20 protein-coding genes are annotated in these 26,016 nt (G+C 71.5%); 10 read left to right on the forward strand and 10 right to left on the reverse strand.

Annotation, left to right across the window (positions count from 1 at the left end; genetic code table 11):
* Positions 1-140: 140 nt before the first annotated feature.
* Positions 141-1,253, reverse strand: coding sequence for a LacI family DNA-binding transcriptional regulator (locus tag IEZ05_RS13020; protein ID WP_189230218.1), 1,113 nt, complete (start codon positions 1,251-1,253; stop codon positions 141-143).
* Between the two features lie 401 nt (positions 1,254-1,654).
* Here IEZ05_RS13020 and hisC point away from each other — a divergent pair, with 401 nt between their 5' ends.
* Positions 1,655-2,734 carry a histidinol-phosphate transaminase gene (gene hisC, locus IEZ05_RS13025; protein WP_189230219.1) on the forward strand — a complete coding sequence of 360 codons (1,080 nt, stop codon included), beginning with the start codon at positions 1,655-1,657 and terminating at the stop codon, positions 2,732-2,734.
* Positions 2,735-2,774: 40 nt separating this feature from the next.
* Here the strand turns inward: hisC and IEZ05_RS13030 are convergent, their stop codons facing one another.
* Positions 2,775-3,179: a cyclophilin-like fold protein gene (locus IEZ05_RS13030; RefSeq protein WP_189230220.1), complete on the reverse strand. Its 405-nt coding sequence runs from the start codon at positions 3,177-3,179 to the stop codon at positions 2,775-2,777.
* Between the two features lie 200 nt (positions 3,180-3,379).
* Between IEZ05_RS13030 and IEZ05_RS13035 the strand changes: the two genes are divergently transcribed.
* The 5 genes from IEZ05_RS13035 (at position 3,380) to IEZ05_RS13055 (ending at position 12,458) form a co-directional block, all read left to right on the forward strand.
* Positions 3,380-4,885, forward strand: a complete 1,506-nt coding sequence (locus IEZ05_RS13035; RefSeq protein WP_189230221.1) for a cytochrome ubiquinol oxidase subunit I — start codon at positions 3,380-3,382, stop codon at positions 4,883-4,885.
* A 20-nt stretch (positions 4,886-4,905) separates the two neighbouring features.
* Positions 4,906-5,910, forward strand: coding sequence for a cytochrome d ubiquinol oxidase subunit II (gene cydB, locus IEZ05_RS13040; RefSeq protein WP_189230222.1), 1,005 nt, complete (start codon positions 4,906-4,908; stop codon positions 5,908-5,910).
* Positions 5,911-5,931: 21 nt separating this feature from the next.
* A complete protein-coding gene (gene cydD / locus IEZ05_RS13045) occupies positions 5,932-9,441 on the forward strand; it encodes a thiol reductant ABC exporter subunit CydD (RefSeq protein WP_189230223.1) in 3,510 nt (1,169 codons plus the stop codon).
* A 134-nt stretch (positions 9,442-9,575) separates the two neighbouring features.
* Entirely contained in the window at positions 9,576-11,258 is a 1,683-nt protein-coding gene (locus IEZ05_RS13050; protein WP_189230224.1) for a GAF domain-containing sensor histidine kinase, read from the forward strand.
* Positions 11,259-11,408: 150 nt separating this feature from the next.
* Positions 11,409-12,458, forward strand: a complete 1,050-nt coding sequence (locus tag IEZ05_RS13055) for a peptidoglycan DD-metalloendopeptidase family protein (RefSeq protein ID WP_189230225.1) — start codon at positions 11,409-11,411, stop codon at positions 12,456-12,458.
* A gap of 24 nt (positions 12,459-12,482) precedes the next feature.
* Here IEZ05_RS13055 and IEZ05_RS13060 read toward each other — a convergent pair whose 3' ends face one another.
* The 4 genes from IEZ05_RS13060 to IEZ05_RS13075 all read right to left on the reverse strand — a co-directional run bounded on the left by IEZ05_RS13060 (position 12,483) and on the right by IEZ05_RS13075 (position 16,905).
* Entirely contained in the window at positions 12,483-13,370 is an 888-nt protein-coding gene (locus IEZ05_RS13060) for an HAD hydrolase family protein (RefSeq protein ID WP_189230226.1), read from the reverse strand.
* A gap of 100 nt (positions 13,371-13,470) precedes the next feature.
* Entirely contained in the window at positions 13,471-14,373 is a 903-nt protein-coding gene (locus IEZ05_RS13065) for an LLM class flavin-dependent oxidoreductase (protein ID WP_189230227.1), read from the reverse strand.
* Between the two features lie 100 nt (positions 14,374-14,473).
* A complete protein-coding gene (locus IEZ05_RS13070; RefSeq protein WP_189230355.1) occupies positions 14,474-15,022 on the reverse strand; it encodes an RNA 2'-phosphotransferase in 549 nt (182 codons plus the stop codon).
* A 125-nt stretch (positions 15,023-15,147) separates the two neighbouring features.
* Complete coding sequence (locus IEZ05_RS13075) at positions 15,148-16,905, reverse strand: SDR family oxidoreductase (protein WP_189230228.1); 1,758 nt, start codon at positions 16,903-16,905, stop codon at positions 15,148-15,150.
* Positions 16,906-17,241: 336 nt separating this feature from the next.
* On the opposite strand from IEZ05_RS13075, the gene IEZ05_RS13080 reads away from it, so the two are divergent.
* The 4 genes from IEZ05_RS13080 to IEZ05_RS13095 are packed head-to-tail and all read left to right on the forward strand — an operon-like array spanning position 17,242 to position 20,750.
* Positions 17,242-18,204, forward strand: a complete 963-nt coding sequence (locus IEZ05_RS13080) for an ABC transporter ATP-binding protein (RefSeq protein ID WP_229869709.1) — start codon at positions 17,242-17,244, stop codon at positions 18,202-18,204.
* Positions 18,194-19,111 (forward strand): ABC transporter permease, encoded by a 918-nt coding sequence (locus IEZ05_RS13085; protein WP_189230229.1) that lies wholly within the window; start codon positions 18,194-18,196, stop codon positions 19,109-19,111. The genes IEZ05_RS13080 and IEZ05_RS13085 overlap by 11 nt, the downstream gene beginning before the upstream one ends.
* Positions 19,108-20,019, forward strand: a complete 912-nt coding sequence (locus IEZ05_RS13090; RefSeq protein WP_189230230.1) for an ABC transporter ATP-binding protein — start codon at positions 19,108-19,110, stop codon at positions 20,017-20,019. Before IEZ05_RS13085 ends, IEZ05_RS13090 begins: the two co-directional genes overlap by 4 nt.
* Before the next feature lie 11 nt (positions 20,020-20,030).
* On the forward strand, positions 20,031-20,750 hold the full coding sequence (locus IEZ05_RS13095; protein ID WP_189230231.1) for an ABC transporter permease: 720 nt from the start codon (positions 20,031-20,033) through the stop codon (positions 20,748-20,750).
* Positions 20,751-21,012: 262 nt separating this feature from the next.
* Here the strand turns inward: IEZ05_RS13095 and IEZ05_RS13100 are convergent, their stop codons facing one another.
* The 4 genes from IEZ05_RS13100 to efeB all read right to left on the reverse strand — a co-directional run bounded on the left by IEZ05_RS13100 (position 21,013) and on the right by efeB (position 26,010).
* Positions 21,013-21,855: an HAD family hydrolase gene (locus IEZ05_RS13100; RefSeq protein ID WP_189230232.1), complete on the reverse strand. Its 843-nt coding sequence runs from the start codon at positions 21,853-21,855 to the stop codon at positions 21,013-21,015.
* Positions 21,852-23,129: a serine--tRNA ligase gene (gene serS, locus IEZ05_RS13105; protein WP_189230233.1), complete on the reverse strand. Its 1,278-nt coding sequence runs from the start codon at positions 23,127-23,129 to the stop codon at positions 21,852-21,854. Before serS ends, IEZ05_RS13100 begins: the two co-directional genes overlap by 4 nt.
* Positions 23,130-23,679: 550 nt before the next feature.
* Positions 23,680-24,612 (reverse strand): prephenate dehydratase, encoded by a 933-nt coding sequence (gene pheA / locus IEZ05_RS13110; protein WP_189230234.1) that lies wholly within the window; start codon positions 24,610-24,612, stop codon positions 23,680-23,682.
* A gap of 84 nt (positions 24,613-24,696) precedes the next feature.
* A complete protein-coding gene (efeB, locus tag IEZ05_RS13115; protein ID WP_189230235.1) occupies positions 24,697-26,010 on the reverse strand; it encodes an iron uptake transporter deferrochelatase/peroxidase subunit in 1,314 nt (437 codons plus the stop codon).
* Positions 26,011-26,016: the final 6 nt, after the last annotated feature.

Below are 26,016 nucleotides of genomic sequence, written 5' to 3' on the forward strand. Positions count from 1 at the left end.
AGGACTCCGCTTCACCGCGGCTTTCGCCCCGATTGGGACGGGCTTCGCCCGTCCGTGACGTCGGCGTGATCTTCACCGTACGGGGCCTGTCCGGTGTGATTTCCCTCCGGTCGGGGCCCGCGCTCCGGCCGATCCGGCCCCTACTCGTGCTCGGGTGACCGCGGCGGGCTGACCGTCGTCCGCGGCGGACGGCGCTGCGAGGACGTCCGCACGATCAGTTCCGTCGGTATGACCTGCTCGACCGTCTGCTCGGAGTCGAGCCCCTCGATGGCGTCGATGAGGAGCTGGATCACCGCCGTGCCGATGCGGCGGGGCTTCAGCGACAGGGTGGTGATGGGCGGCTCGGTGCTGGCGTACACCGTGGACTCGCTGCAGCAGACCAGCAGCAGGTCCTCAGGGACGCGCAGACCGTAGCGGCGGGCGGCGGCGAGCAGGTCGGTGCCGTTCGGGTCGAACAGGCCGTACACGGCGTCGGGCCGGTCGGGCCGGGCGAGCAGCCGGTCGGCGGCCACCGCCCCCGCGCACGGGTCGTGTGCCGGGTAGGCCTCGTACACCGGGTCCTGGCCGACGCGCTCGCACCAGTGCAGGTAGGCGGTGGTCGACAGGTGGGTGTACGTGTCGGTCGTGGTGCCGGTGAGCAGGCCGATCCGGCGGGCGCCGGCGGCGGCCAGGTGGTCGAGGATGCCGAGCACGGCGGCCTCGTGGTCGTTGTCGACCCAGGCGGTGACGGGGAGCGCGCCGGCCGGGCGGCCGTCGGAGACGACCGGTAAGCCCTGCCGGACCAGTTCGCTGACGACCGGGTCCTGGTCGGAGGGGTCGATGACGACCGTGCCGTCCAGGGCGACGTTGGACCACACGTCGTGGCGGGAGGTCGCCGGGAGGATCACGAGGGCGTAGCCGCGGGCGAGCGCGGCGGAGGTGGCGGCGCGCGCCATCTCGGCGAAGTACGCGAACTCGGTGAAGGTGAAAGGTTCATTCCCGTACGTCGTCACGGTCAGGCCGATGAGTCCCGACTTGCCGGTGCGGAGCGTACGGGCGGCGGCCGAGGGCCGGTAGCCCAGCCGGTCGGCGACCTCGCGCACATGGCGCCGGGTGGCATCCGGGAGTCGGCCCTTGCCGTTGAGGGCGTCGGAGACGGTCGTGATGGATACTCCGGCGGCGGCGGCCACGTCTCTGATACCGGCCCGGCCCGGCCGGCTGCCTCGACGTGAGGTTTCCGCGCGGCTCACCTGATGCTTCCCTGCTGCTGTCATGGCGAGCCGATAGTAGGGCTCATGCGGCGGGGTAGGGCGGACGCATATGCACGCGTTGACAGGCACGTTTCTGCATGATCATGAGACACTAACAGCCTTGGAAACCAAGGAAGTTGAGGGTTCGCGTCCCAGTACCTGTCGTGTCGGCGAGCAGGGGCCTGCCGACTGGCCGATGTTGCGAAGAGGTCTCAACTCACCTGCACGAGGGATGCGCGCCACGGCGCGAGCCACCGGCGCGTAGATATATGTGCAGCGCGCCCCCCGAATCGTGCGCCTTCGTGTGCCGATGCCCCTGATGCGGATGTGACGGAGGAGGTCCGACCGCCCCTATACGCAGCGGCGCCGAATCCTCATAAGGTGAGAAGTATTCGATGCCGGTGGTGGTCACGAGGAGGACTGCGGTGAGCGAGACGAGCCCCAAGCTGCGCGCCGAGCTGGAGGGAATTCCCACCTACAAGCCGGGCAAGCCCGCCGCGGCGGACGGGCCGGTGGCCTACAAGCTGTCCTCCAACGAGAACCCGTACCCGCCGCTGCCGGGGGTGATGGAGACGGTCGCGGCCGCGGCCTCGTCCTTCAACCGGTACCCGGACATGGCCTGCACGGCCCTGATGAACGAGCTGTCGGAACGGTTCGGCGTCCCGCTCTCCCACCTGGCCACCGGTACCGGGTCGGTCGGTGTGGCGCAGCAGCTGATCCAGGCGACCTCCGGCCCCGGCGACGAGGTGATCTACGCCTGGCGTTCCTTCGAGGCGTACCCGATCATCACGCAGATCAGCGGTGCGACGTCCGTGAAGGTGCCGCTGACGCCGGGCGATGTGCACGATCTGGACGCCATGGCCGCCGCGATCACCGACCGGACGCGGCTGATCTTCGTCTGCAACCCCAACAACCCGACGGGCACGGTGGTGCGGCGGGCCGAGCTGGAGCGCTTCCTCGACCGGGTGCCGCGTGACGTGCTCGTCGTCCTCGACGAGGCGTACCGCGAGTTCATCCGCGACCCCGAGGTGCCGGACGGCGTCGAGCTCTACCGGGAGCGGCCCAACGTCTGTGTGCTGCGGACCTTCTCCAAGGCGTACGGCCTCGCCGGCCTGCGGGTCGGCTTCGCGATCGCCCATGAGCCGGTGGCAGCCGCGTTGCGCAAGACGGCCGTGCCCTTCGGCGTGAGCCAGATCGCCCAGGAGGCGGCGATCGCCTCGCTGCGGGCCGAGGACGAGCTGGTCGGCCGGGTCGGCTCGCTGGTCTGCGAGCGCATCCGTGTGGTCGACGGCCTGCGCTCCCAGGGCTGGACGGTGCCGGAGTCCCAGGCCAACTTCGTGTGGCTGCGCCTGGGGGAGCGCACGGTCGCCTTCGCGGAGGCGTGCGAGCGGGCCGGCGTGGTCGTACGGCCGTTCCCGGGCGAGGGTGTGCGGGTGACGGTCGGGGAGAGCGAGGCGAACGACATCTTCCTGAAGGTGTCGGAAGCGTTCCGCAAGGAGATCTGACGGGGCGGTAGGCGTCAGGCGTCCGGCGAGGCGGTGGGTGTCAGGCGTCCACCGCCTCGACGCGTATCGGGTCGCCGTCGCGCACCGTCGCCAGCAGACGGGGGTCACCGTCGAGGCGGCCGAGGACGTTGCACGGGCTCGCGAGGCGGCACTCGTCGCCTCGTGAGATCGGCGTGGGGCCGTACGGGAGGGCCAGCGCGTCGCCGTCGGTCCAGAAGGCGACGGTGCCGGGCTCGACGACCTGCCGGGCGTCCGTTTCACGTGAAACCGGCACCCCTGTGTCGAAGTACACCTCCTCGCCCCAGGTGTGGGCGGAGGCGGTGAGCGGCAGGGCCTTGAGAAGGGCCTGCGTGGTGGGGGTGTCCCCGAGGGTCGCGGTGAGGTGACCCGCGGGCCATGAGATGCGTATCCGTGCGTACTGCTCCTGCTTCTCCGTGGTGTTCATGCCGCGGATTCAACAAGATGTTGAAGTTCTTGCCAAGGGGTTGACGTCACAGGGGACCCCCCTTCCGGCGTCGAAAAGCTGTAGGTCATAATTGCTTGTGAATGTGAACGCGTTCACAAGCGTGTCGGGTTGCTCCCGCAATAGGTGGCACATACACGCACAAACTGCCGGAACCACGGCGATGCAAGGAGGCCGACGACGTGGACATGGCTTTGGCGCCGGAGACGCTGGCGCGATGGCAGTTCGGCATCACGACCGTCTACCACTTCCTCTTCGTGCCGCTGACGATCTCGCTGGCCGCCCTCACGGCCGGGCTGCAGACCGCCTGGGTGCGCACGGAGAAGGAGAAGTACCTCAGGGCGACGAAGTTCTGGGGCAAGCTCTTCCTGATCAACATCGCCATGGGTGTCGTCACCGGCATCGTGCAGGAGTTCCAGTTCGGCATGAACTGGTCCGACTACTCCCGCTTCGTCGGTGACATCTTCGGCGCACCGCTCGCGTTCGAGGCGCTGATCGCCTTCTTCTTCGAGTCGACCTTCATCGGCCTGTGGATCTTCGGCTGGGACAAGCTGCCGAAGAAGGTCCACCTGGCCTGTATATGGATGGTCTCGATCGGCACGCTGCTGTCGGCGTACTTCATCCTCGCCGCCAACTCCTGGATGCAGCACCCCGTCGGCTACCGGATCAACGAGGAGAAGGGCCGCGCCGAACTCACCGACTTCTGGCAGGTCCTCACCCAGAACACCGCGCTCAACCAGGTCTTCCACAGCTTCTCGGCGGCCTTCCTGACGGGCGGCGCCTTCATGGTGGGCATCGCCGCCTTCCACCTGATGCGCAAGAAGCACATCCCCGTGATGCGGACCTCGCTGCGGCTCGGCCTGGTCACCCTGGCCGTCGGCGGCCTGCTCACCGCCATCAGCGGCGACACCCTCGGCAAGGTCATGTACGAGCAGCAGCCGATGAAGATGGCCGCCGCCGAGGCCCTGTGGGACGGCGAGCAGCCGGCGCCCTTCTCCGTCTTCGCCTACGGCGATGTCGACAAGGGCCACAACAAGGTGGCCCTGGAGATCCCCGGCCTGCTGTCCTTCCTGGCCCACAGTGACTTCGACTCGTACGTGCCCGGGATCAACGACACCAACAAGGCCGAGCAGCAGAAGTTCGGGCCCGGTGACTACAAGCCCATCGTCCCCGTCGCCTACTGGGGCTTCCGGTGGATGATCGGCTTCGGCATGGCTTCCTTCTCGCTCGGCCTGGTGGGGCTGTGGCTGACCAGGAAGAAGTTCATGTTGCCGGCGGCCTGGCGGACCGGTGACGACGAGGTGCCCCACCTGGTGGTGCTGAAGAAGCCGCTCGGGTCGAGGCTCTCCCGGCTGTACTGGCTGCTGGCGGTCTGGACGATGGCCTTCCCGCTGATCGCCAACTCCTGGGGCTGGATCTTCACCGAGATGGGCCGTCAGCCCTGGGTCGTCTACGGCCTGTTCCAGACCCGCGACGCGGTCTCCCCCGGTGTCTCCACGGCCGAGGTCCTCACCTCGATGATCGCCTTCACCCTGCTCTACGCCGTCCTGGCCGTCATCGAGGTCAGGTTGCTGGTGAAGTACGTCAAGGCCGGTCCGCCCGAGCTCACCGAGGCCGACCTCAACCCGCCCACGAAGATCGGCGGCGACGCCCGTGACGCCGACAAGCCGATGGCCTTCTCGTACTAGGCCGAGGGAGCTGCACAGTCATGGAACTTCACGACGTCTGGTTCGTCCTGATCGCCGTCCTGTGGACCGGCTACTTCTTCCTGGAGGGCTTCGACTTCGGGGTCGGCGTGCTCACCCGGCTGCTCGCCCGTGACCGGGCCGAGAAGCGGGTGCTGATCAACACGATCGGCCCCGTCTGGGACGGCAACGAGGTGTGGCTGCTGACGGCCGGCGGGGCGACCTTCGCCGCCTTCCCGGAGTGGTACGCCACCCTCTTCTCCGGCTTCTACCTGCCCCTGCTGGTCATCCTGCTCTGCCTGATCGTCCGGGGCGTCGCCTTCGAGTACCGGGTGAAGCGGCCCGAGGAGCGCTGGCAGCGCAACTGGGAGACCGCGATCTTCTGGACCTCGCTGATCCCGGCGTTCCTGTGGGGCGTCGCCTTCGGCAACATCGTCCACGGAGTGAAGATCGACCGGGACCTGGAGTACGTCGGCACCGTCTGGGACCTGCTGAACCCGTACGCCCTCCTCGGCGGCCTGGTCACCCTGACCCTGTTCACCTTCCACGGGACGGTGTTCACCGCGCTCAAGACCGTGGGTGAGATCCGCGAACGGGCACGGACGCTGGCGCTGCGGGTGGGCCTCGTCGCCGCCGTGCTGGCCCTCGCCTTCCTGCTGTGGACGCAGGCCGACAACGGCGACGGCAAGAGCCTGGCCGCGCTGGTGGTGGCCGTCGCCGCCCTGGTCGTCGCGCTGGCGGCGAACCAGGCGGGCCGTGAGGGATGGGCGTTCGCGCTGTCCGGTGTCACCATCGTGGCCGCCGTGGCGATGCTCTTCCTGACGCTCTTTCCGAACGTCATGCCGTCCACGCTCGACGCGGACTGGAGCCTCACCGTCACCAACGCCTCGTCCAGCCCGTACACCCTGAAGATCATGACCTGGCTGGCCGTGATCGCCATGCCGGTCGTCCTCCTCTACCAGGGATGGACGTACTGGGTGTTCCGCAAGCGGATCGGCACCCAGCACATCGCCGAAGCCGCGCACTGATTCCGGCGGGGTGTGTTTCACGTGAAACCGATCGATCCACGGCTGCTGCGGTACGCCCGCGCCACCCGGCTCTTCCTGGCGGCGGTCGTCGTCCTGGGCGCCGTCGGGGCCGGTCTGGTCGTCGCCCAGGCGATGCTCATCGCCGAGGCGGTGGTGGGCGCCTTCCAGCACGGCATGACGGCCGCCGAACTCCGCACCCCGCTGGCGCTGCTGGTGGCCGTCGCCTGCGGCCGGGCTCTGGTCGGCTGGCTGACCGAGCTGGCCGCGCACCGGGCCAGTGCGGCCGTGAAGTCGGAGCTGCGGCGCCGACTGCTGGAACGGGCGACGGCGCTGGGCCCCGGCTGGCTGAGCGGACAGCGCACCGGGTCGCTCGTCGCCCTGGCCACCCGCGGCGTCGACGCCCTCGACGACTACTTCTCGCGCTACCTGCCGCAGTTGGGGCTCGCGGTGGTCGTGCCGGTGGCGGTGCTGGCCCGGATCGTCACCGAGGACTGGGTGTCGGCGGCCATCATCGTCGCCACCCTGCCGCTCATCCCGGTCTTCATGATGCTGATCGGCTGGGCCACGCAGGCGCGGATGGACCGGCAGTGGCGGCTGCTGTCCCGGCTGTCCGGGCACTTCCTGGACGTGGTCGCGGGCCTGCCGACGCTGAAGGTGTTCGGCCGGGCCAAGGCGCAGGCCGAGTCGATCAGACGCATCACCGGCGAGTACCGGCAGGCGACCATGCGGACCCTGCGGATCGCCTTCCTGTCGTCCTTCGCTCTGGAGCTGCTCGCCACCCTCTCGGTGGCGCTCGTCGCCGTGACCATCGGCATGCGGCTCGTCCACGGCGACATGGCCCTGTACGACGGCCTGGTCGTGCTCGTGCTCGCACCCGAGGCCTATCTGCCGCTGCGGCAGGTGGGCGCCCAGTACCACGCGGCAGCCGAGGGGCTCGCCGCCGCCGAGGAGATCTTCTCGGTGCTGGAGACGCCCGCGCCGGCGTCGGGGAACGGGCCGGTGCCGAGGGACGGCGCCCTGTCCTTCGAGGGCGTGACCGTGCGCTACCCGGGGCGCACCGCGGACGCCGTGTCGGACGTGGACCTCGTCGTGGAGCCGGGCGAGACGGTCGCGCTCGTCGGGCCGAGCGGGGCCGGCAAGTCGACGCTTCTGCACGCCCTCCTCGGCTTTGTCCGACCGTCCCACGGGCGGATCAGGATCGGCGGGGCCGATCTCGCCGGCCTCGACCCGGCGCAGTGGCACGCCCGCGTCGCCTGGGTGCCGCAGCGTCCGCAGCTGTTCGCGGGCACCGTCGCCGAGAACGTACGGCTGGCCCGTCCCGACGCGGACGACGCGGCCGTGCGACGGGCGCTGCGCGACGCCGGGGCGCTGGAGTTCGTGGACGCGCTGCCCGAGGGAACGGGCACCGTGCTCGGCGAGGACGGTGCCGGACTGTCCGCCGGGCAGCGGCAACGGCTTGCCCTGGCCCGGGCGTTCCTCGCGGACCGGCCGGTGCTGCTGCTCGACGAGCCGACGGCCGCCCTGGACGGGGCCACCGAGGCCGAGATCGTGGCCGCCGTGCGCAGACTGGCGGCCGGACGGACCGTGCTGCTGGTGGTGCACCGGCCGGCCCTGCTGGAGGTGGCCGACCGCGTGGTGCGCCTGGACGAACCGGTCGCCGCTCCCGCGGCCGCCGGTGTCCCGAGGCCCACGGTGGACCACTCGGCCGGGGAGGCGCCGGGTGCCACTGCCCCGGATCCGGACGGCGGTCCGGGCTCAAGAGATCCGGAGCACGGCTCCCCGGCCGGGGTCCTCGCCCGGGTTCGCGCCATGTCCGCCGCCCGGCGCGGACGGCTCGGCCTCGCGCTGCTCCTCGGGAGCCTCGCCCTCGGCAGTGCCGTGGGACTCATGGCCACCTCGGGGTGGCTCATCTCCCGGGCCTCGCAGCAGCCGCCGGTGCTGTATCTGATGGTGGCCGTGACGGCGACCCGTGCCTTCGGTATCGGGCGGGCCGTGTTCCGCTACGCCGAGCGGCTCGTCTCGCACGACGCCGTGCTGCGGATGCTGGCCGACACCCGGGTCGCCGTCTACCGGCGGCTGGAGCGGCTGGCGCCCGCCGGTCTGCGCCGCAGCCGGCGCGGTGACCTGCTGTCCCGGCTGGTCACCGACGTGGACGCGTTGCAGGACTACTGGCTGCGCTGGCTGCTGCCGGCCGGTACCGCGGTGGTCGTCTGCGCCGCGTCGGTCGGCTTCACGGCCTGGCTGCTGCCGGAGGCCGGTGCCGTGCTCGCCGCCGGGCTGCTCGCGGCCGGAGTCGGCGTCCCGCTGATCACCGGGGCCGTGGCACGGCGGGCCGAGCACAGGCTGGCCCCCGCTCGCGGTGTGCTGGCCACCCAGGTGACCGACCTGCTCACCGGCACCGCCGAACTGACCGTCGCCGGGGCCCTGCCCGGGCGGACCACCGAGGCGCGACGGGCCGACGGCACGCTCACCCGGATCGCCTCGCGGGCGGCCACGGCCACCGCGCTGGGCGACGGCCTCGTCGCCCTGATCTCCGGTCTGACCGTCGCGGGTGCCGCGCTCACCGGCGTCCAGGCGGCGGCGGACGGCCGCCTCGCCGGGGTGGCCGTGGCCGTCGTGATCCTGACCCCGTTGGCCGCGTTCGAAGCGGTCCTCGGCCTGCCGCTGGCCGTGCAGTACCGCCAGCGCGTGCGCAGGAGCGCCGAGCGGGTGTACGAGGTGCTCGACGCGCCCGAGCCCGTACGTGAGCCCGAGCGGCCACGGGAGGCGCCCGCGTCACCGTTCCCGGTCGTCCTCGAAGGACTGGCCGCGCGTCACCCGGGGCAGCAACGGGACGCCCTCGCGGGGCTCGATCTGACGTTGGCGGAGGGCCGCCGTATCGCCGTGGTCGGACCGTCCGGCTCCGGCAAGACCACGGTGGCCCAGGTGCTGCTGCGGTTCCTGGACCCCGACGCGGGCTCCTACACCCTGGCCGGCACGGACGCCGGTGCCCTGGCCGGCGACGACGTACGGCGGCTCGTCGGGCTGTGTGCGCAGGACGCGCATCTCTTCGACAGCTCGGTGCGCGAGAACCTGCTCCTGGCCAGGAAGGACGCCACGGAGTCCGACCTGCGCGCCGCGCTGGCGCGGGCCCGCCTCCTGGACTGGGCCGACAGCCTGCCCGACGGCCTGGACACGCTGGTCGGCGAACACGGGGCCAGGTTGTCCGGCGGTCAGCGGCAGCGGCTGGCCCTGGCCAGGGCGCTGCTCGCCGACTTCCCCGTTCTGGTGCTCGACGAGCCGGCCGAGCACCTCGACCTGCCGACCGCCGACGCGCTCACCGCCGATCTGCTGGCCGCCACCGAGGGCCGTACGACCCTGCTCATCACGCACCGGCTGGCGGGACTGGAGGCGGTGGACGAGGTGATCGTGCTGGACGAGGGGCGGGTCGTGCAGCGGGGCACGTACGCGGAGCTGGCGGCCGTGGAGGGGCCGCTGCGGACGATGGCCGAGCGGGAGGCGGCGTCGGAGCTGCTGGTGGGAGCCCGGTGACCGCGGGACGGGGGACGGGCGCCGGCCCGTCCCGGACGTTTCGGCGGCCGTAGCCGCGCACAATGCAGCCGTAGCCGCGACAATGCATAGGATTCCGACTTTCCTGAACAAAACCGTCTGATTAGGCTCGGTCCATGCCCGCAGCCCCGCCCCCCGGCCGACCGTCGCCCCGCGACGGGGTCTCGGCCGAGCTCTTGGCGCGGGTGCCGAAGCTGCTGGAGGCGATGCGGTCGGTCGGCGCCGGGCTGGAGCTGCACTCCACGCTGAACCGGATCTGTGAGACCGCGGCCGATCTCGCGGACGCCCGGTACGCGGCCATCGGCGTCGTCGCCGAGGACGGTGAGGGTCTCGCCGACTTCGTCCACCACGGCATCGACGAGGCGACCGCCCGGCGGATCGGGCACCTGCCCGACGGCCGCAAGGGACTGCTGGGCGCCCTCATCAGCGATCCGGAGCCGGTCCGGCTCGCGGACCTGACCGGCGACCCCCGCTCCTGCGGCTTTCCCGAACACCACCCGCCGATGCGCAGCTTCCTCGGGATGCCCATCCGCGTGCAGGGGGAGATCTTCGGAAACCTCTATGTGACCGACAAGCGGGACGGCGAGTCGTTCGACGACTACGACCTCGCCATGGTCCGTGTCCTCGCCACGGAGGCCGGCATCGCCATCGGCAACGCGCGGCTGTACGAGTCGGCGCAGCAGCGGGAGCGCTGGATCGACGGGTCGGTCGCCGTCACCACAGCGCTGCTGTCGGGCGGAGACACCGACGACGCCCTTCAGGTCGTCGCGGAACAGGCCCGCCGGCTCTCCGGAGCGGCCGCCGGAATCGTGCTGCTGACCGCCGACGGGGGAGGCATGGAGATCGCCGCCGTCGCGGCGCCCCGTACCACGGACGCGCTGGGCACGGTCATCCCGCCGGACAACGGCGTGGTCGCGGAACTTCTCGCCGGGCGAGCCGTGTTCGTCGACGACGCGGCCGGCGACCCGCGTCTGGACACCGGGCCGGTGCGCGCCTACGGGCCGATCATGCTGCTGCCGCTGTGCAACGACGGGCAGGTCCTCGGCAGCCTGGTCATGCCCCGGGCGCGGGGCGGGCACCCGTTCACGCGGACGGAGCGGGCGCTCGGCGGCCAGTTCGCGGCGCAGGCCGCGCTGGCGCTGGTGATGGCCGACGCGCAGCGTGACCGGGAACGGCTCGCCGTGTACGAGGACCGCGACCGCATCGCCCGGGACCTGCACGACCTGGTCATCCAGCGGCTGTTCGCCACGGGCATGATGCTGGAGAGCGCCCGACGCGGACCGCTCGTGCCCGAGGTGCGCGACGGAGTGGGCAGGGCTGTCGACGAACTCGACGTGACCATCCAGGAGATCCGCTCGGCGATCTTCGCGCTGCGGCAGCCCGCCGAGGCGCCCGCCGGGCTGCGCGCCCGGGTGCTGCGCGAGATCACCATGGCTGCCGTGCCGTTGGGCTTCACCCCCTCGCACCGCTTCGTGGGCCCGGTCGACGGCGCGGTCGGCGACCTGACCGGCAAGAACCTCATCGCCGCCCTGCGCGAGGCCCTGTCCAACGCCTTCCGGCACGCCCGGGCCACCCGGATCGACGTGGTCGTCGACGCGGAGGCGACCCTGCCGGGCGGGCGGCCGGGCGTCCGGCTGACCGTCGCGGACGACGGCGTCGGCATTCCCGAGGGCGGCCGGCGCAGTGGCCTGCACAATCTCGAACGCCGCGCGGAGACGCTCGGCGGCGTCAGCCGCGTCGGCCCCGGCATCGGCGCGGACGGCAGCGGGACGACGGTGCTGTGGGAGGCGCCGTACTGAGGCAGCGTCAGGAGGGCGCGCCCACTGAGGCGGCGTCAGCGGTGTGTTGCCCCATGTGCAGCAACCGCGCTGGGCCGTGTGCAGCAACGGGTCCCCCGCCCGTACGACGTGAACAGGACCGTGGGCGGTTTCCGGGCCACGATCGCTGCCATGCGCTCATCTCGCCGCCATTCGCTGCTCGTTCCGGTGGTGCTGTGCGCACTCGCCGTACTCGCCGCCCGCCCCACCGGGGCCACCGACAGGGACGGCGGCTCCGGCACCGCCGTCGGCACGCGGGTGGCACAGCTGTACGAGGAGGCGGCCAAGGCCACCGAGCAGTACGAGCGAGGCCGGCGCGAGGCCGAGGCACAGCGGTCGAAGGCCCAGCACTACGAGGAACTGCTCGACGAGCAGCGGCAGGAGATCGCCGCCATGCACGAGGACCTGGGCAGCATCGCCCGCGCCCAGTACCGCGACGGAGGCGGCCTTCCGCTCACCGCGCGGATGATCCTCGCCGACGACCCCGACGAGCTGATGCGTGGCCAGCACGCGCTGCGCCGGGCCGATCTGGCCGTCGACAGGGCGATCGGACGGAGCCTGCGGGCCGAGGCCCGGCTCGCCGCCGACGAGGCCCGGGCGACCGCGGCCTGGCAGGCGCTGGAGAAACGGAACGGTGAGCTCGCGGACCTCAAGGCGGAGATCGAGGGCAAGCTGCTGGCGGCGCGGGCCCGGCTGGAAGGGCAGGCGGACGCCTCGGTGGCCGCCGGCTCCTGCCCGGGCGCGGTCCGCCTGGACCAGCCGGAGACACGCTCCTCACCGGCGTGGGTCACACCGGTGGAGACGTACGAGCTGTCGGCGTCCTTCGGGAGCGGCGGGGCGCGGTGGGCGAACCGCCACACCGGGCAGGACTTCGCGGTGCCGGTCGGGACACCGGTGCGGTCGGTCGGCGAGGGCCGGGTGGTGAAGGTGTCGTGCGGGGGCGCCTTCGGTATCCAGGTCGTTCTCCGGCACCCGGGCGGCTACTACACGCAGTACGCCCATCTCGCCGCCGTCGCCGTGGACCAGGGGGAGCGGGTCGAAGCTGGGCAGTGGATCGGACAGTCGGGCAGCACCGGCAATTCCACCGGGCCGCACCTGCACTTCGAGGTGCGGGTCACCCCGGAGATGGGCTCGGCCCTGGATCCGGTGCCGTGGCTGAGACAGCGCGGGGCGCGGCTCTGACCGGGCACAGCGCCGGACCCGCTCCTACGCCCTCTCCGCCAGGAGGCGCTCGATCACGACCGCGACCCCGTCGTCGTTGTTGGCGACCGTCCGCCCCGACGCGGCGGCGATCACGTCCGGGTGCGCGTTGCCCATGGCGTAGGACTGCCCCGCCCAGGTGAGCATCTCGACGTCGTTCGGCATGTCACCGAAGGCGACGACCTCCTCGTGCGAGATCCCGCGCTCGGCACAGCACAGGGCCAGGGTGCTGGCCTTGGAGACCTCCGGGCCGCTGATCTCCAGCAGGGCGCTGGGACTGGACCGGGTGACGTTGGCGCGGTCGCCGATGGCGATGCGGGCCAGCGTGAGGAAGGCGTCGGGCTCCAGGTCGGGGTGGAAGGCCAGGATCTTGAGGACCGGCTCGGCGGCGGCACGCCCGTCCGGTGACAGCAGCTCCTCGGCGGACGCGAGGGTGTCGGGCACCTCGATGTGCATCCTCGGGTACTCCGGCTCCTGGTGGAAGCCGAAGGTCTGCTCCACCGCGTACAGCGTGCCGGGTGCCGCGTCGCGCAGCAGCCGCACGGCGTCCAGGGCGTTCTCGCGGGCCAGCTCCCGGACCTTCACGAAGCGGTGGGCGCCGGGGCCGCCGTGCAGGTCGACCACGGCGGCGCCGTTGCCGCAGATGGCGAGGCCGTGCCCGTGGACGTGCTCGCTGACGACGTCCATCCAGCGGGCGGGGCGGCCGGTGACGAAGAAGACCTCGATCCCCGCCTTCTCGGCGGCCGCCAGGGCGGCGACCGTGCGCGGTGAGACCGATTTGTCGTCGCGCAGCAGCGTGCCGTCCAGGTCGGTGGCGATCAGTCGCGGGCGCACGGCGGCGGCCGGGGTCTCGGGCTGTCGGGTCGCTGAGGTCACCCGGCCATTGTCACGCATATGCCCGCACGCCCGTGCGGGAGTCCGCACATCTGTGAGCTACGGCTCTCATCGGTGCCGTCCCCTCTCCGGCTGCGGCGGGACGGGTCGACCGCATCGGTCACCGCAGCTGGGCCGGTGCCTCCATGGCGATCTTCTCGAAGACCTTCTCGTCCGTCGCGAAGTCGGAACCGGGGATCGGCCAGTGGACGACGAGCTCGGTGAAGCCCAGGTCCCGGTGGCGCCCCGCGAAGTCCACGAACGCGTCCACGGACTCCAGCGGCCGGCCGCGGTCCGGCGTGAATCCGGTGAGCAGGACCTTGTCGAGCTCGCCTACGTCGCGGCCGATCTCGGCGCAGGCGTCGGCCAGCTTGTCGGCCTGCCCGCGCAGGGCCCGCACCGACTGCTCCGGGGTGCCGTTCTCGTACAGCTTGGGGTCGCCCGTGGTCACCCATGCCTGGCCGTACCGCGCGGCGAGCCGCAGCCCGCGCGGGCCGGTGGCGGCCACCGCGAACGGCAGCCGGGGCCGCTGTACGCAACCAGGGATGTTGCGTGCCTCGTGCGCCGCGTAGAAGTCGCCCTGGTACGACACCGCCTCCTCCGTGAGCAGCCGGTCGAGCAGTTGGAGGAACTCGGCGAACCGGTCGGCCCGCTCGCGCGGCGTCCACGACTCCTGCCCGAGCGCCGTGGCGTCGAAGCCGGTTCCGCCCGCTCCTATGCCCAGGGTGACCCGGCCGCCGGAGATGTCGTCGAGGGAGATCAGCTCCTTGGCGAGCGTCACCGGGTGCCGGAAGTTCGGCGAGGTCACCAGGGTGCCCAGACGCATCCGCTCGGTGACTGCCGCGGCGGCCGTCAGCGTCGGCACGGCTCCGAACCACGGGCCGTCCCGGAAGCTCCGCCAGGACAGGTGGTCGTAGGTGTACGCACTGTGGAAACCGAGCTGCTCGGCACGGGTCCAGGTCGAACGGCCGCCGTCGTGCCAGCGGCGGTACGGGAGGATCACGGTGCTCAGACGCAGGCTCATGCCACCGAGCCTAAGCGGACGAGCAGGTTTCACGTGAAACGGCCAGGCGGGTTTCACGTGAAACGGCCACGGTCGTCGTCGCATGTGCCGACACGGAGGATCAGTGCGTGCCGGGGAAGCGCAGATAGCGTGGAGGGACGGCCTTGGTCAGCCAGACCCCGTTCGCGCTGACGTGGAAGACATGGCCGTCGCGGTGCATGGCGGCGGCGTCCACCGACAGCACGACCGGCCGGCCGCGGCGGGCACCGACCCGGGTGGCGGTCTCCCGGTCCGGGGAGAGGTGCACGTCGTGCCGGTTCATGGGGCGCAGGCCCTCGGTACGGATCGCGTCGAGGGCGGCGGCCACGGTCCCGTGGTACAGGTACGCGGGCGGGACCGCAGCGGGCAGCCCGAGTTCCACGTCGATGCTGTGGCCCTGGCTGGCCCGGATGCGGGAGCCCTCGACGGCGAAGCGCCGTTTGTCGTTGGTGGCGACCACGTGGTCCAGCTCTTGCCGGGTGAAGCGGAAGCCGTGCGCGGCCGCCGCGGCGATCAGTGTGTCGATCTCGACCCAGCCGGCCTCGTCGAGCGTGAGCCCGATCCGGTCCGGCTGGTGCCGCAGATGCTTCGACAGGTACTTGGACACCTTCACGGTGAGTCTGTCGTCCATCTGTTCTCTGTCCATACGACCAGCGTGCCGATAGGGACACCCATCACGCGATCGATTTTGCCGCCGAGGTTTGATCCACAACCGGATGAGGTTGTCCACAGGCCTCCGGGGCGTACCTGTGGAAACTACAGCGGCGGAGACACCCGGGCGAGCCTGCGCAGCGCCCTCGGCAGGAAGCGGGACAGGAGGTGGGCGCCGCGTGCCTCGGGCGTCACGGGGACGACGGCCCGATCGTGCACCACGGCCTCCAGGATCGCGTCGGCGACCTTCTCCGGCGGGTAGTTGCGCTTCCCGTACAGCCGGGCGCTGCGCTGCTGTCGGCGCTTCTCCTCGTCGGCGTCGACCCCGGCGAAGCGCGCCGTCGAGGTGATGTTGGTGTTGACGATGCCGGGGCAGATCGCCGTGACGCCGATCCCCTGCCCGGCCAGTTCGGCGCGCAGGCACTCGCTGAGCATCAGCACGGCCGCCTTGGAGGTGCTGTAGGCGGGCAGCGCCCTGGAGGGCAGGAAGGCGGCCGCCGACGCGGTGTTCACGATGTGGCCGCCCTGCCCCCGCTCGGCCATCTGCCGGCCGAAGAGGCGGCAACCGTGGATCACGCCCCACAGATTGACGTCGAGGACCTTCTTCCAGTCCTCCGGCGTCGTCTCGAAGAAGGAGCCCGACAAGCCGATCCCGGCGTTGTTCACGAGGACGTCCACCACGCCGTACTCCGCGGCGACCTTGGCCGCGAGCTTCTCCATGGACTGTTCGTCGGAGACGTCGGCGGTCTCCGCCCAGGCCTGCCGGGCGCCGATCAGCCGGGACAGCTCCGCGGTGCGGGCCGCGGACTCGGCGTCCCGGTCGACGGCCACCACGCGCGCGCCGGCCTCGGCGAACGCGACCGCCGTCGCCCGTCCGATGCCGCTGCCGGCCCCGGTGACCAGGACCAGCTGACCGCCGAAGCGGTCGGCGTGCCGGCCGCTCGCCGCCACCTCGGTCCGCCCGCCCTCGACGGTGGTGACGAACTCCGTGATCCAGTCCGCCAGCCGGTCCGGCCGGGTGCGCGGCACCCAGTGCTTGGCGGGCAGGGTGCGGCGGGTGAGCCGCGGCGCCCACTGCTCCAGCCCGTCGTAGAGCCGCTCCGACAGGAACGCGTCACCGAGGGGGGTGACGAGCTGGACGGGCACGTGGGCGTAGGCGTCGTCGCGCGGGTGCCGCAGCCGGGGCCGGACGTTGTCCCGGTAGAGCCAGGCTCCGTGCGCGGCGTCCGCGGGCAGGGACGTGGTCGGGTAGTCGCCGCCGGGCACCTTCTCCACGCGCCGCAGGATTCCCGGCCAGCGCTTGCCGAGCGGGCCGCGCCAGGCCAGTTCGGGCAGCACCGGCGTGTGCAGCAGGTAGACGTACCAGGACTTGGCGCCCTGGCCGAGGAGCTGGCCCACCCGGCGGGGGGTGGGCCGCTTGATCCGCCGGTTGATCCAGTGGCCGAAGTGGTCGAGCGAGGGCCCCGACATCGAGGTGAAGGAGGCGATCCGGCCCTCGGTGCGCTCGACCGTGACGAACTCCCACGACTGCACGGAGCCCCAGTCGTGACCCACCAGGTGCACGGGCCGGCCGGGGCTGACCGCGTCCGCGACGGCCAGGAAGTCGTCCGTCAGCTTCTCCAGCGTGAACCCGCCGCGCAGCGGGCTCGGCGCGCTGGACCGGCCGTGGCCCCGGACGTCGTAGAGCACCACGTGGAACCGGTCGGCGAGGCGGGCGGCCACCTCGGACCAGACCTCCTTGCTGTCCGGGTAACCGTGCACCAGGACGACCGTCGGCTGTCGCGGGTCACCCAGCTCGGCCACGCACAGCTCCACCTCGCCCGAGCGCACCCAGCGCTCCCGCGCACCGTCCAGCACCGTCATCTCTCCTCCGTCCAGCGCCGCACTCCCCCCACGCTCGACGGAACGAGCGCGGGGGAACCCCCACGGCAGATCGTCGTCCAGCCAGAAGGCGCTCTCCGCGCCACCCGTCCCGGCCGCCCCCGCCGACCGCCCTGCTCGCTCGTCCCGTGACGCCGTCGAATCTCCCAGTTGTTAGACCGAGCGTCAATAGGGCGTCACCGCGCGGCCCCGGAGTCCGCGCCGTGTCCCTCGGGGACGGCATCCCCTACGGGCCCGTACTACTCGAGTCTGACCCCAAGACGGCTCTCCGGTCTGACGACCCGAGTGGCGGGCGTCACTACTGTCGTGGACGTGACTGTGATCGCGACCGAAAGCCTGAGCAAGCGGTTCCCCCGGGTGACCGCGCTCGACCGGCTCTCCGTGGACATCGGACCCGGTGTGACCGGACTCGTGGGTGCCAACGGCGCCGGCAAGTCCACCCTGATCAAGATCCTGCTGGGTCTGTCTCCCGCCACCGAGGGCCGGGCCGAAGTGCTCGGTCTCGACGTCGCCACCAAGGGCGCCGACATCCGCGAGCGGGTCGGCTACATGCCGGAACACGACTGCCTGCCACCCGACGTCTCGGCCACCGAGTTCGTCGTCCACATGGCACGCATGTCCGGCCTGCCGCCGACCGCCGCCCGCGAACGGACCGCCGACACACTGCGCCACGTAGGCCTGTACGAGGAGCGCTACCGCCCCATCGGCGGCTACTCGACCGGCATGAAGCAGCGCGTGAAGCTCGCCCAGGCCCTCGTCCACGACCCGCAACTGGTCTTCCTGGACGAGCCGACCAACGGCCTCGACCCGGTCGGGCGCGACGAGATGCTCGGCCTCATCCGCCGCGTCCACACCGACTTCGGCATCTCGGTCCTCGTCACCTCCCACCTGCTCGGCGAACTGGAACGCACCTGCGACCACGTGGTCGTCGTCGACGGCGGCAAGCTGCTGCGCTCCAGCTCCACCACCGACTTCACCCAGACCACGACGACCCTCGCGATCGAGGTCACCGACACCGACGAGCACCCCGACGGCACCCGCGCGGTGCGCGACGCGCTCCAGGCGCGCGGGGTGACCACCGAGGACGGCAGCGGCCTGCCCGGCGCAGGCCACGTCCTGCTGCTCAGCGCGTCGGGCGACGAGACGTACGACCTCGTCCGGGACGTCATCGCGGACCTCGGCCTCGGCCTGGTGCGCATGGAGCAGCGCAGGCACCACATCTCGGAGGTCTTCCAGGACAGCGACGCAGCACGGAAGGAGGCGGTCGGCCATGGCAACTGAACAGCCCCTGCCCGCACCGGCCACGATGCCGGGCGACCAGACCCGCATCCACAACATCGGCTACCGCGGCTACGACGGCCCCCGCCTCGGCCGCGCCTACGCCCGCCGGTCCCTGTACTCGCAGTCCCTGCGCGGCGCCTACGGCCTCGGCCGCTCGGCCAAGTCCAAGGTGCTGCCGATGCTGTTGTTCGTGGTGATGTGCCTGCCCGCCGGCATCATGGTGGCCGTCGCCGTCGCCACCAAGGCCGACGACCTGCCCTTGGACTACACGCGCTACGCGATCGTCCTCCAGGCCGTCATCAGCCTCTACGTCGCCTCCCAGGCGCCCCAGTCCGTCTCGCGCGACCTGCGCTTCAAGACCGTGCCGCTCTACTTCTCGCGGCCCATCGAGACCGCCGACTACGTCCGCGCCAAGTACGCGGCACTGGCCTCGGCCCTGTTCATCCTCACCGCCGCGCCCCTGCTGGTGCTCTACGTGGGCGCCCTGCTCGCCAAACTCGACTTCGCGGACCAGACCAAGGGATTCGCACAGGGACTCGTCTCCGTGGCACTGCTCTCGCTGCTCTTCGCCGGCCTCGGCCTGGTCGTCGCCTCGGTCACCCCGCGCCGCGGCTTCGGCATCGCCGCCGTCATCGCCGTCCTGACCATCACCTACGGCGCCGTCTCCACGCTCCAGGCCATCGCGGACGTCCAGGACAGCTCCGGCGCCATCGCCTGGATCGGCCTGTTCTCACCGATCACCCTCATCGACGGCGTGCAGTCCGCCTTCCTGGGCGCCACGTCCTCCTTCCCCGGCGGAAGCGGGCCGAGCACCGCGGAGGGCGCGGTGTACGTCCTCGTCACCCTGGGCCTGATCGCCGGCGCCTACGGCCTCCTGACGCGCCGCTACAAGAAGGTGGGACTGTGACCACGCTCAACATCGACCACGTCAGTCGCTGGTTCGGCAACGTGGTCGCCGTCAACGACATCACCATGACGATCGGCCCCGGCGTCACCGGCCTCCTCGGCCCGAACGGTGCCGGAAAGTCCACGCTCATCAACATGATGGGCGGCTTCCTCGCCCCCTCCACCGGCACCGTCACCCTCGACGGACAGCAGGTCTGGCGCAACGAGGCCATCTACCGGCACATCGGCGTCGTCCCCGAACGGGAGGCGATGTACGACTTCCTCACCGGCCGCGAGTTCGTCCTCGCCAACGCCGAACTGCACGGTCTCGGCGCCAAGGCGGCCGACCAGGCGCTCGCCACGGTCGAGATGGCCTACGCGCAGGACCGCAAGATCGCCACGTACTCCAAGGGCATGCGGCAGCGCGTCAAGATGGCCTCCGCCCTCGTCCACCAGCCCTCGCTGCTCCTGCTCGACGAGCCGTTCAACGGCATGGACCCGCGTCAGCGCATGCAGCTGATGAGCCTGCTGCGCCGCATGGGCGACGAGGGCCGCACCGTGCTGTTCTCCTCGCACATCCTCGAAGAGGTCGAGCAGCTCGCCTGGCACATCGAGGTCATCGTCGCCGGACGCCACGCGGCCAGCGGTGACTTCCGCAAGATCCGCCGTCTGATGACCGACCGGCCGCACCGCTACCTGGTGCGCTCCAGTGACGACCGGGCCCTCGCCGCGGCACTGATCGCCGACCCGTCGACATCCGGCATCGAGGTCGACCTCGCCGAGGGCGCACTGCGCATCCAGGCCGTCGACTTCCCCCGGTTCACGGCCCTGCTGCCCAAGGTCGCCCGCGACCACGGCATCCGGCTGCTCACGGTCTCGCCGTCCGACGAGTCCCTCGAGTCCGTCTTCTCGTATCTCGTCGCGGCGTAGGAGGCCGAAGAATGTACGACCCCACAGTCGCCCGGCTCACCTACCGGGCCCTGCTCGGCCGCCGCCGGGCCCTCATCCTCGGCGCACTCCCCCTGCTGCTGCTCGTCATCGCCGTGGCGGTGCGGGCCCTCACCGGAGCCGACGACCAGACGGCGTCCGACGTGCTCGGCGGGTTCGCGCTCGCCACCATGGTGCCGATCATCGGCGTCATCGCCGGGACCGGCGCCATCGGCCCCGAGATCGACGACGGCTCGGTCGTGTACCTGCTGTCCAAGCCCATCAAGCGGCCGACGATCATCTTCACCAAGCTGATCGTCGCCATCGCCGTGACCATGGCCTTCTCCGCCGTGCCCACGCTGCTCGCCGGCCTGATCCTCAACGGCAACGGCCAGCAGGTCGCCGTCGCCTACACGATCGCCGCGCTGGTCGCCTCCATCGCCTACGCCGCGCTCTTCCTGCTGCTGGGCACGGTGTCCCGGCACGCGGTGGTCTTCGGACTCGTCTACGCCCTCGTCTGGGAGGCCCTGTTCGGCTCCCTGGTGCCCGGCGCCCGCACGCTGAGTGTCCAGCAGTGGTCGCTGGCCGTGGCCCAGAAGGTCGCCGACGGCAACCTGGTGACCTCCGACGTGGGTCTGCCGACCGCGACGGTGCTGCTGGTCGTGGTCACCGTGCTCGCGACCTGGTACGCAGGCCAGAAGCTGCGGTCGCTGACGCTCGCCGGGGAGGAGTGACCCGGCCCCGGACCTGACGGGGACCGGGGCGGTAAGGCGTCGTACGTCCGCTGTTAATCGGTGGCACCCGGCTTGCCGTACCGGCACTGTGGGAGATGCACGAAGCCGGACGGCGCCGGCGAATCGGCGGCCGCTTCGAGCACGCGAGACGCCTCGCGTGGGCCGACCGACGGGGACGCCGGCGCCGTCCGGACCGTGGCCGCGAAGCCGCGGTCCCAGGGGGCCGCGGTCCCGGAAGTCCGGGCCGGCCGTCGGGCCGCCGTCAGAGCGACAACCGCTCCAGCACCACGGCGATCCCGTCCTCGTCGTTCGAGGACGTCACCTCGTCGGCCACGGCCTTCAGCTCCTCGTGCGCGTTGGCCATCGCCACGCCCCGGGCCGCCCAGCCGAACATCGGGATGTCGTTGGGCATGTCGCCGAAGGCGATCGTGTCCGCCGCCTTCAGCCCGAGGCGGCGGGCCGCCAGGGACAGGCCCGTCGCCTTGGACAGGCCCAGCGGAAGAAGCTCGACGACACCGGCACCGGCCATGACGACCGTGACGAAACCGCCCGCGGCCTGCCGGGCGGCCTCCGCCAGTTCGTCGTCCGACAGCGTCGGATGCTGGATGTAGATCTTGTTCAGCGGAGCGGACCACAGGTCCGACGCGTCGGTGAACGGAACCGCCGGCAGGTGACCGCCGACCGCGTAGCCCGGCCCGACCAGGACGTCGCCCTCCAGGCCGTCGCGGCTGGCCGCCAGGTACAGCGGACCGGTCTCCGCCTCGATCTTGGCCAGCGCCACCCCGGCCAGCTGGCGGTCCAGCGTCACCGAGGTCAGCAGCCGGTGCTCCCCGGCGTGGTACACCTGCGCGCCCTGACCGCAGACGGCGAGACCGTCGTAGCCCAGGTCATCCAGTATGTGCCGGGTCCACGGCACCGCACGCCCGGTGACCACGATGTGGGCCGCGCCCGCCGCGGTGGCCGCGGCGAGCGCCTCACGGGTGCGCGACGAGACCGTGTCGTCACTGCGCAGCAGCGTGCCGTCGAGGTCGGTGGCGATCAGGCGGTACGGGAACCCCCCGGCGGAACCGGCGTCGGGCCCGGTGGCGGAACCGGTGTCACTCACTTGGCCACCGGCTCCAGGACCTCCCGGCCGCCCAGGTACGGACGCAGCACCTCGGGCACGCGCACCGAGCCGTCGGCCTGCTGGTGGTTCTCCAGGATCGCCACGATCGTGCGCGGTACGGCGCACAGCGTGCCGTTGAGCGTCGCCAGCGGGCGGACCTTCTTGTCCTCGCGGACGCGGATCGACAGGCGGCGGGACTGGAACTCGGTGCAGTCCGAGGTCGAGGTCAGCTCGCGGTACTTGCCCTGGGTCGGGATCCACGCCTCGCAGTCGTACTTGCGCGAGGCCGAGGCACCCAGGTCGGCGGAGGCGACGTCGATCACCCGGAACGGCAGCTCGAGCGACGTCAGCCACTGCTTCTCCCACTCCAGCAGGCGCTGGTGCTCGGCCTGCGAGTCCTCGGGGAGGACGTAGGAGAACATCTCGACCTTGTCGAACTGGTGCACGCGGAAGATGCCGCGGGTGTCCTTGCCGTGCGAGCCCGCCTCGCGGCGGAAGCAGGGCGAGAAGCCGGCGTAGCGCAGCGGCAGGCGCTCGGCGTCCAGGATCTCGTCCATGTGGTACGCGGCGAGCGGCACCTCGGACGTGCCGACCAGGTACAGGTCGTCCTTGTCGAGGTGGTAGACGTCCTGGGCGGCCTGGCCGAGGAAGCCGGTGCCGGCCATCGACTGCGGGCGCACCAGCGCCGGGGTCAGCATCGGCGTGAAGCCGGCCGCCGTGGCCTGGGCGATCGCCGCGTTGACGAGGGCGAGCTCCAGGAGCGCGCCGACGCCGGTCAGGAAGTAGAAGCGCGAGCCGGAGACCTTGGCGCCGCGCTCGACGTCGATGGCGCCGAGCAGCTGGCCCAGCTCCAGGTGGTCGCGGGGCTCGAAGCCCTCGGCCGCGAAGTCGCGGTGCGTGCCGTGCGTCTCCAGCGTGACGAAGTCCTCCTCGCCGCCGACGGGCACGTCGGGGTGGACGAGGTTGCCGAGCCGCTGGAGCAGCTCCTGGGTCTCGGCGTCGGCGGCGTCGCGCTCGGCGTCGGCGGCCTTGACGTCGGCGGCGAGCTGGCTCGCGCGCTTCAGCAGCTCGGCCTTCTCGTCCCCGGAGGCCTTGCCGATGAGCTTGCCGAGGCCCTTCTGCTCGGCGCGCAGCTCGTCGAAGCGGACGCCGGACGACCTGCGCCGCTCGTCGGCAGACAGGAGAGAGTCGACGAGCGCGACGTCCTCTCCACGGGCGCGCTGCGACGCGCGCACACGGTCGGGGTCCTCACGGAGCAGGCGAAGGTCAATCACGCGGTCAAGGCTACCGGTGCGCGGTGACGGCTCACGACTCACTATTGCCGTCCGCGTTCCGCGCGCTCCGCTATGGGGGATATGGCGCCTTGTGTTCCCGCCTGTCGGGCCTGTCGATAAAAGGCGTCTCATTCCCTGGAACGATGCAGGCGGCCGGCCCCGGGTTGAATGGACTTCCTTGCGTGGCACGGGACTTGGGGATCGCCTGTCCACAGGCTGCGCGGCTCGGGAAAAGTTATCCACAGGCTGTGCGAAAGGTCTGTGGACTCCGGAAGTGATCATTCCTAATCGGGCGCACGAGGGCATGCCGGACGAGGAATTCCTGTGTCAAACCCCCTGCAGGCTCACTTTCGAGTGGAAACGGGTCACTCCGGAGGATGGAGGGCAAGAAACAGGTGGACGAAGGGTGACCTGGTCCCCTGTGGACGAAGTGGGTGCCCGTGGGGTGATTTGTCGACCGAAGGGCGTTTCGTTGTCGACTTGTCCCCAGGTCGAGAAGCTGACCTGTGGATAACTTCTGTGGATAACGAATATCGGCAGGTACGACCGGTCAGAAGCGGCCGTCCTGGCACCGCGCCACCCAGTCGGCCGCCGCGGTGAACTCCTCGTCCGAGGTCCCCCGCTGCAGAGGCGCCACGTCCGACGGAGCGACCTCCGCGCGCGGATACGACCCCAGATAGCGCACCTGGAGACAGATCCGCTTCAGACCCATCAGGGCCTCGGCCACCCGCCGGTCGGAGATGTGCCCCTCGGCGTCGATGCAGAAGCAGTAGTTGCCGATGCCTGCGCCGGTGGGCCGGGACTGGAGCAGCATCAGGTTGATGCCCCGGGTGGCGAACTCGCCCAGCAGGTCGCGCAGCCCGCCGGGGTGGTCGTCGCGCTGCCAGAGCACGACGGACGTCTTGTCCGCGCCGGTGGGTGCCGCGGGCCGGGCGGGGCGGCCCACGAGCACGAACCGTGTCTGGGCGTTCTCCGCGTCGTGGATCTCGGACTCGAGGACCTCCAGGCCGTACCGTTCCGCGGCGAACTCGCCGGCGAACGCGGCGTCGTACCGGCCCTCCTGCACGAGACGCGCGCCGTCGGCGTTGGAGGCGGCCGATTCCCAGGCCACGTGGGGCAGGTGCGCCTTGAGCCAGTTGCGCACCTGGGGTTGGGCGGCGGGGTGGGCGGTGACCGTCTTGATGTCCGACAGCTTGGTGCCGGGGCGGACCAGCAGCGCGAAGGTGATGGACAGCAGCACTTCGCGGTAGATCATCAGGGGCTGGCCGGCGACCAGTTCGTCGAGGGTGGTGGTGATGCCGCCCTCGACGGAGTTCTCGATCGGCACGAACGCGGCCTCCGCCTCGCCTCCGCGCACGGCGTCGAGCGCGGACTGGACGGAGACGTAGGGGACCAGTTCCCGGGTGGCCGCCTCGGGAAGTGTGCGCAGGGCGACTTCGGTGAACGTGCCTTCGGGACCGAGATACGCGTAACTGGCGGGCATGAGCCTCACCTTAATGGCCTTGCCGGAGGCGGAACACGCTTCCCCGGCCCGCCACCCCAGGGGGCGGCGCGTCGAGGCGACGGGTCATCCCTCCAGCAGCCGCTGCCCGACGTACTCGCCCTTCGCGGCCCCGCCCGGCACGGCGAACAGGCCGCTGGCCTCGTGCCGGATGAACTGCGACAGCGCGTCCCCGCGGTCCAGCTTGCGCTGCACCGGGACGAAGCCGCGCAGGGGGTCGGCCTGCCAGCAGACGAAGAGGAGACCGGCGTCGGGGACACCGTCGGTGTCGAAGCCGTCGTGGTACGAGAAGGGGCGGCGGAGCATGGCGGCCCCGCCGTTCTGGTCGGGGCGGGTGATGCGGGCGTGTGCGTTGATGGGGACGACCAGATTTCCGGCCGCGTCCGTCTTCTCCAGGTCCATCTCGGTCGTCTCGGTGCCCCCGGACAGGGGGGCGCCGTCGGACTTGCGGCGCCCGATGACCTCCTCCTGGGCCGTGCCGGAGAGCTTCTCCCAGTCGTCCAGGAGCATGCGGATCCGGCGTACGACGGCATAGGAGCCGTTCGCCATCCACGCGGGCTCGCCCTTCTCGGGCACGAAGATCCGCTTGTCGAAGTCGGTGTCGGCCGGCTTGGGGTTGCGGGTGCCGTCGATCTGCCCCATGAGGTTCCGCGCGGTCATGGGGTGGGCGGTGGCGCCCGGGGAGCGGTTGAAGCCGTTCATCTGCCAGCGGATGCGGGCGGCCGACCCGGCGTCCCGCTGGATCGCGCGCAGCGCGTGGAAGGCGACCAGGGCGTCGTCGGCGCCGATCTGCACCCACAGGTCACCGTTGCTGCGGGCCTTGTCGAGGTGGTCGGAGGAGAAGTCGGGCAGGGGGTCGAGGGCCCCCGGGCGCTGCCGGCCCAGTCCGGTGCGGCCGAAGAAGCTGTGGCCGAAGCCGAAGGTGACGGTCAGGGAGGAGGGCCCCGCGTCCCGTGCGACGTCCGTGTCACCGGTTCCGGCCGGTTCGCCCGCCATCAACCGCCGGGCGGTGTCGGACCAGCGGCGCAGCAGTGCGGCGGCCTCCTTGCGCCCGGCGCCCGGCTTCAGGTCGAAGGCGACGAGGTGCCCGCGGGCCTGCATCGCGGTGGTGATGCCGGGCTGATGTTTCCCGTGAAACATCACCTGCTCGCTGCCCACCGAGGTGAGCGGCGTGGCCGCGGAGGAGGGTGCGGCGGCGTACCCCACGGCGCCGCCCGCCGCGCCGAGCACCAGCCCGGTGGCACCGGCGGTGCCGAGGAGCCGGCGCCGTGAGATGCCCCCGCGGGGGGCGGCGTCGCCGGCGTCGTGCGGGCCGGGCCCGGTGGGTGTCCCGGGCGTCGTCTCCGGGGTGCGGGTCTCCGGGATGGACTGGTCAGCCATGGTGCG

It is taken from the genome of Streptomyces flaveolus, assembly GCF_014648815.1.
GTDB lineage: Bacteria > Actinomycetota > Actinomycetes > Streptomycetales > Streptomycetaceae > Streptomyces > Streptomyces flaveolus.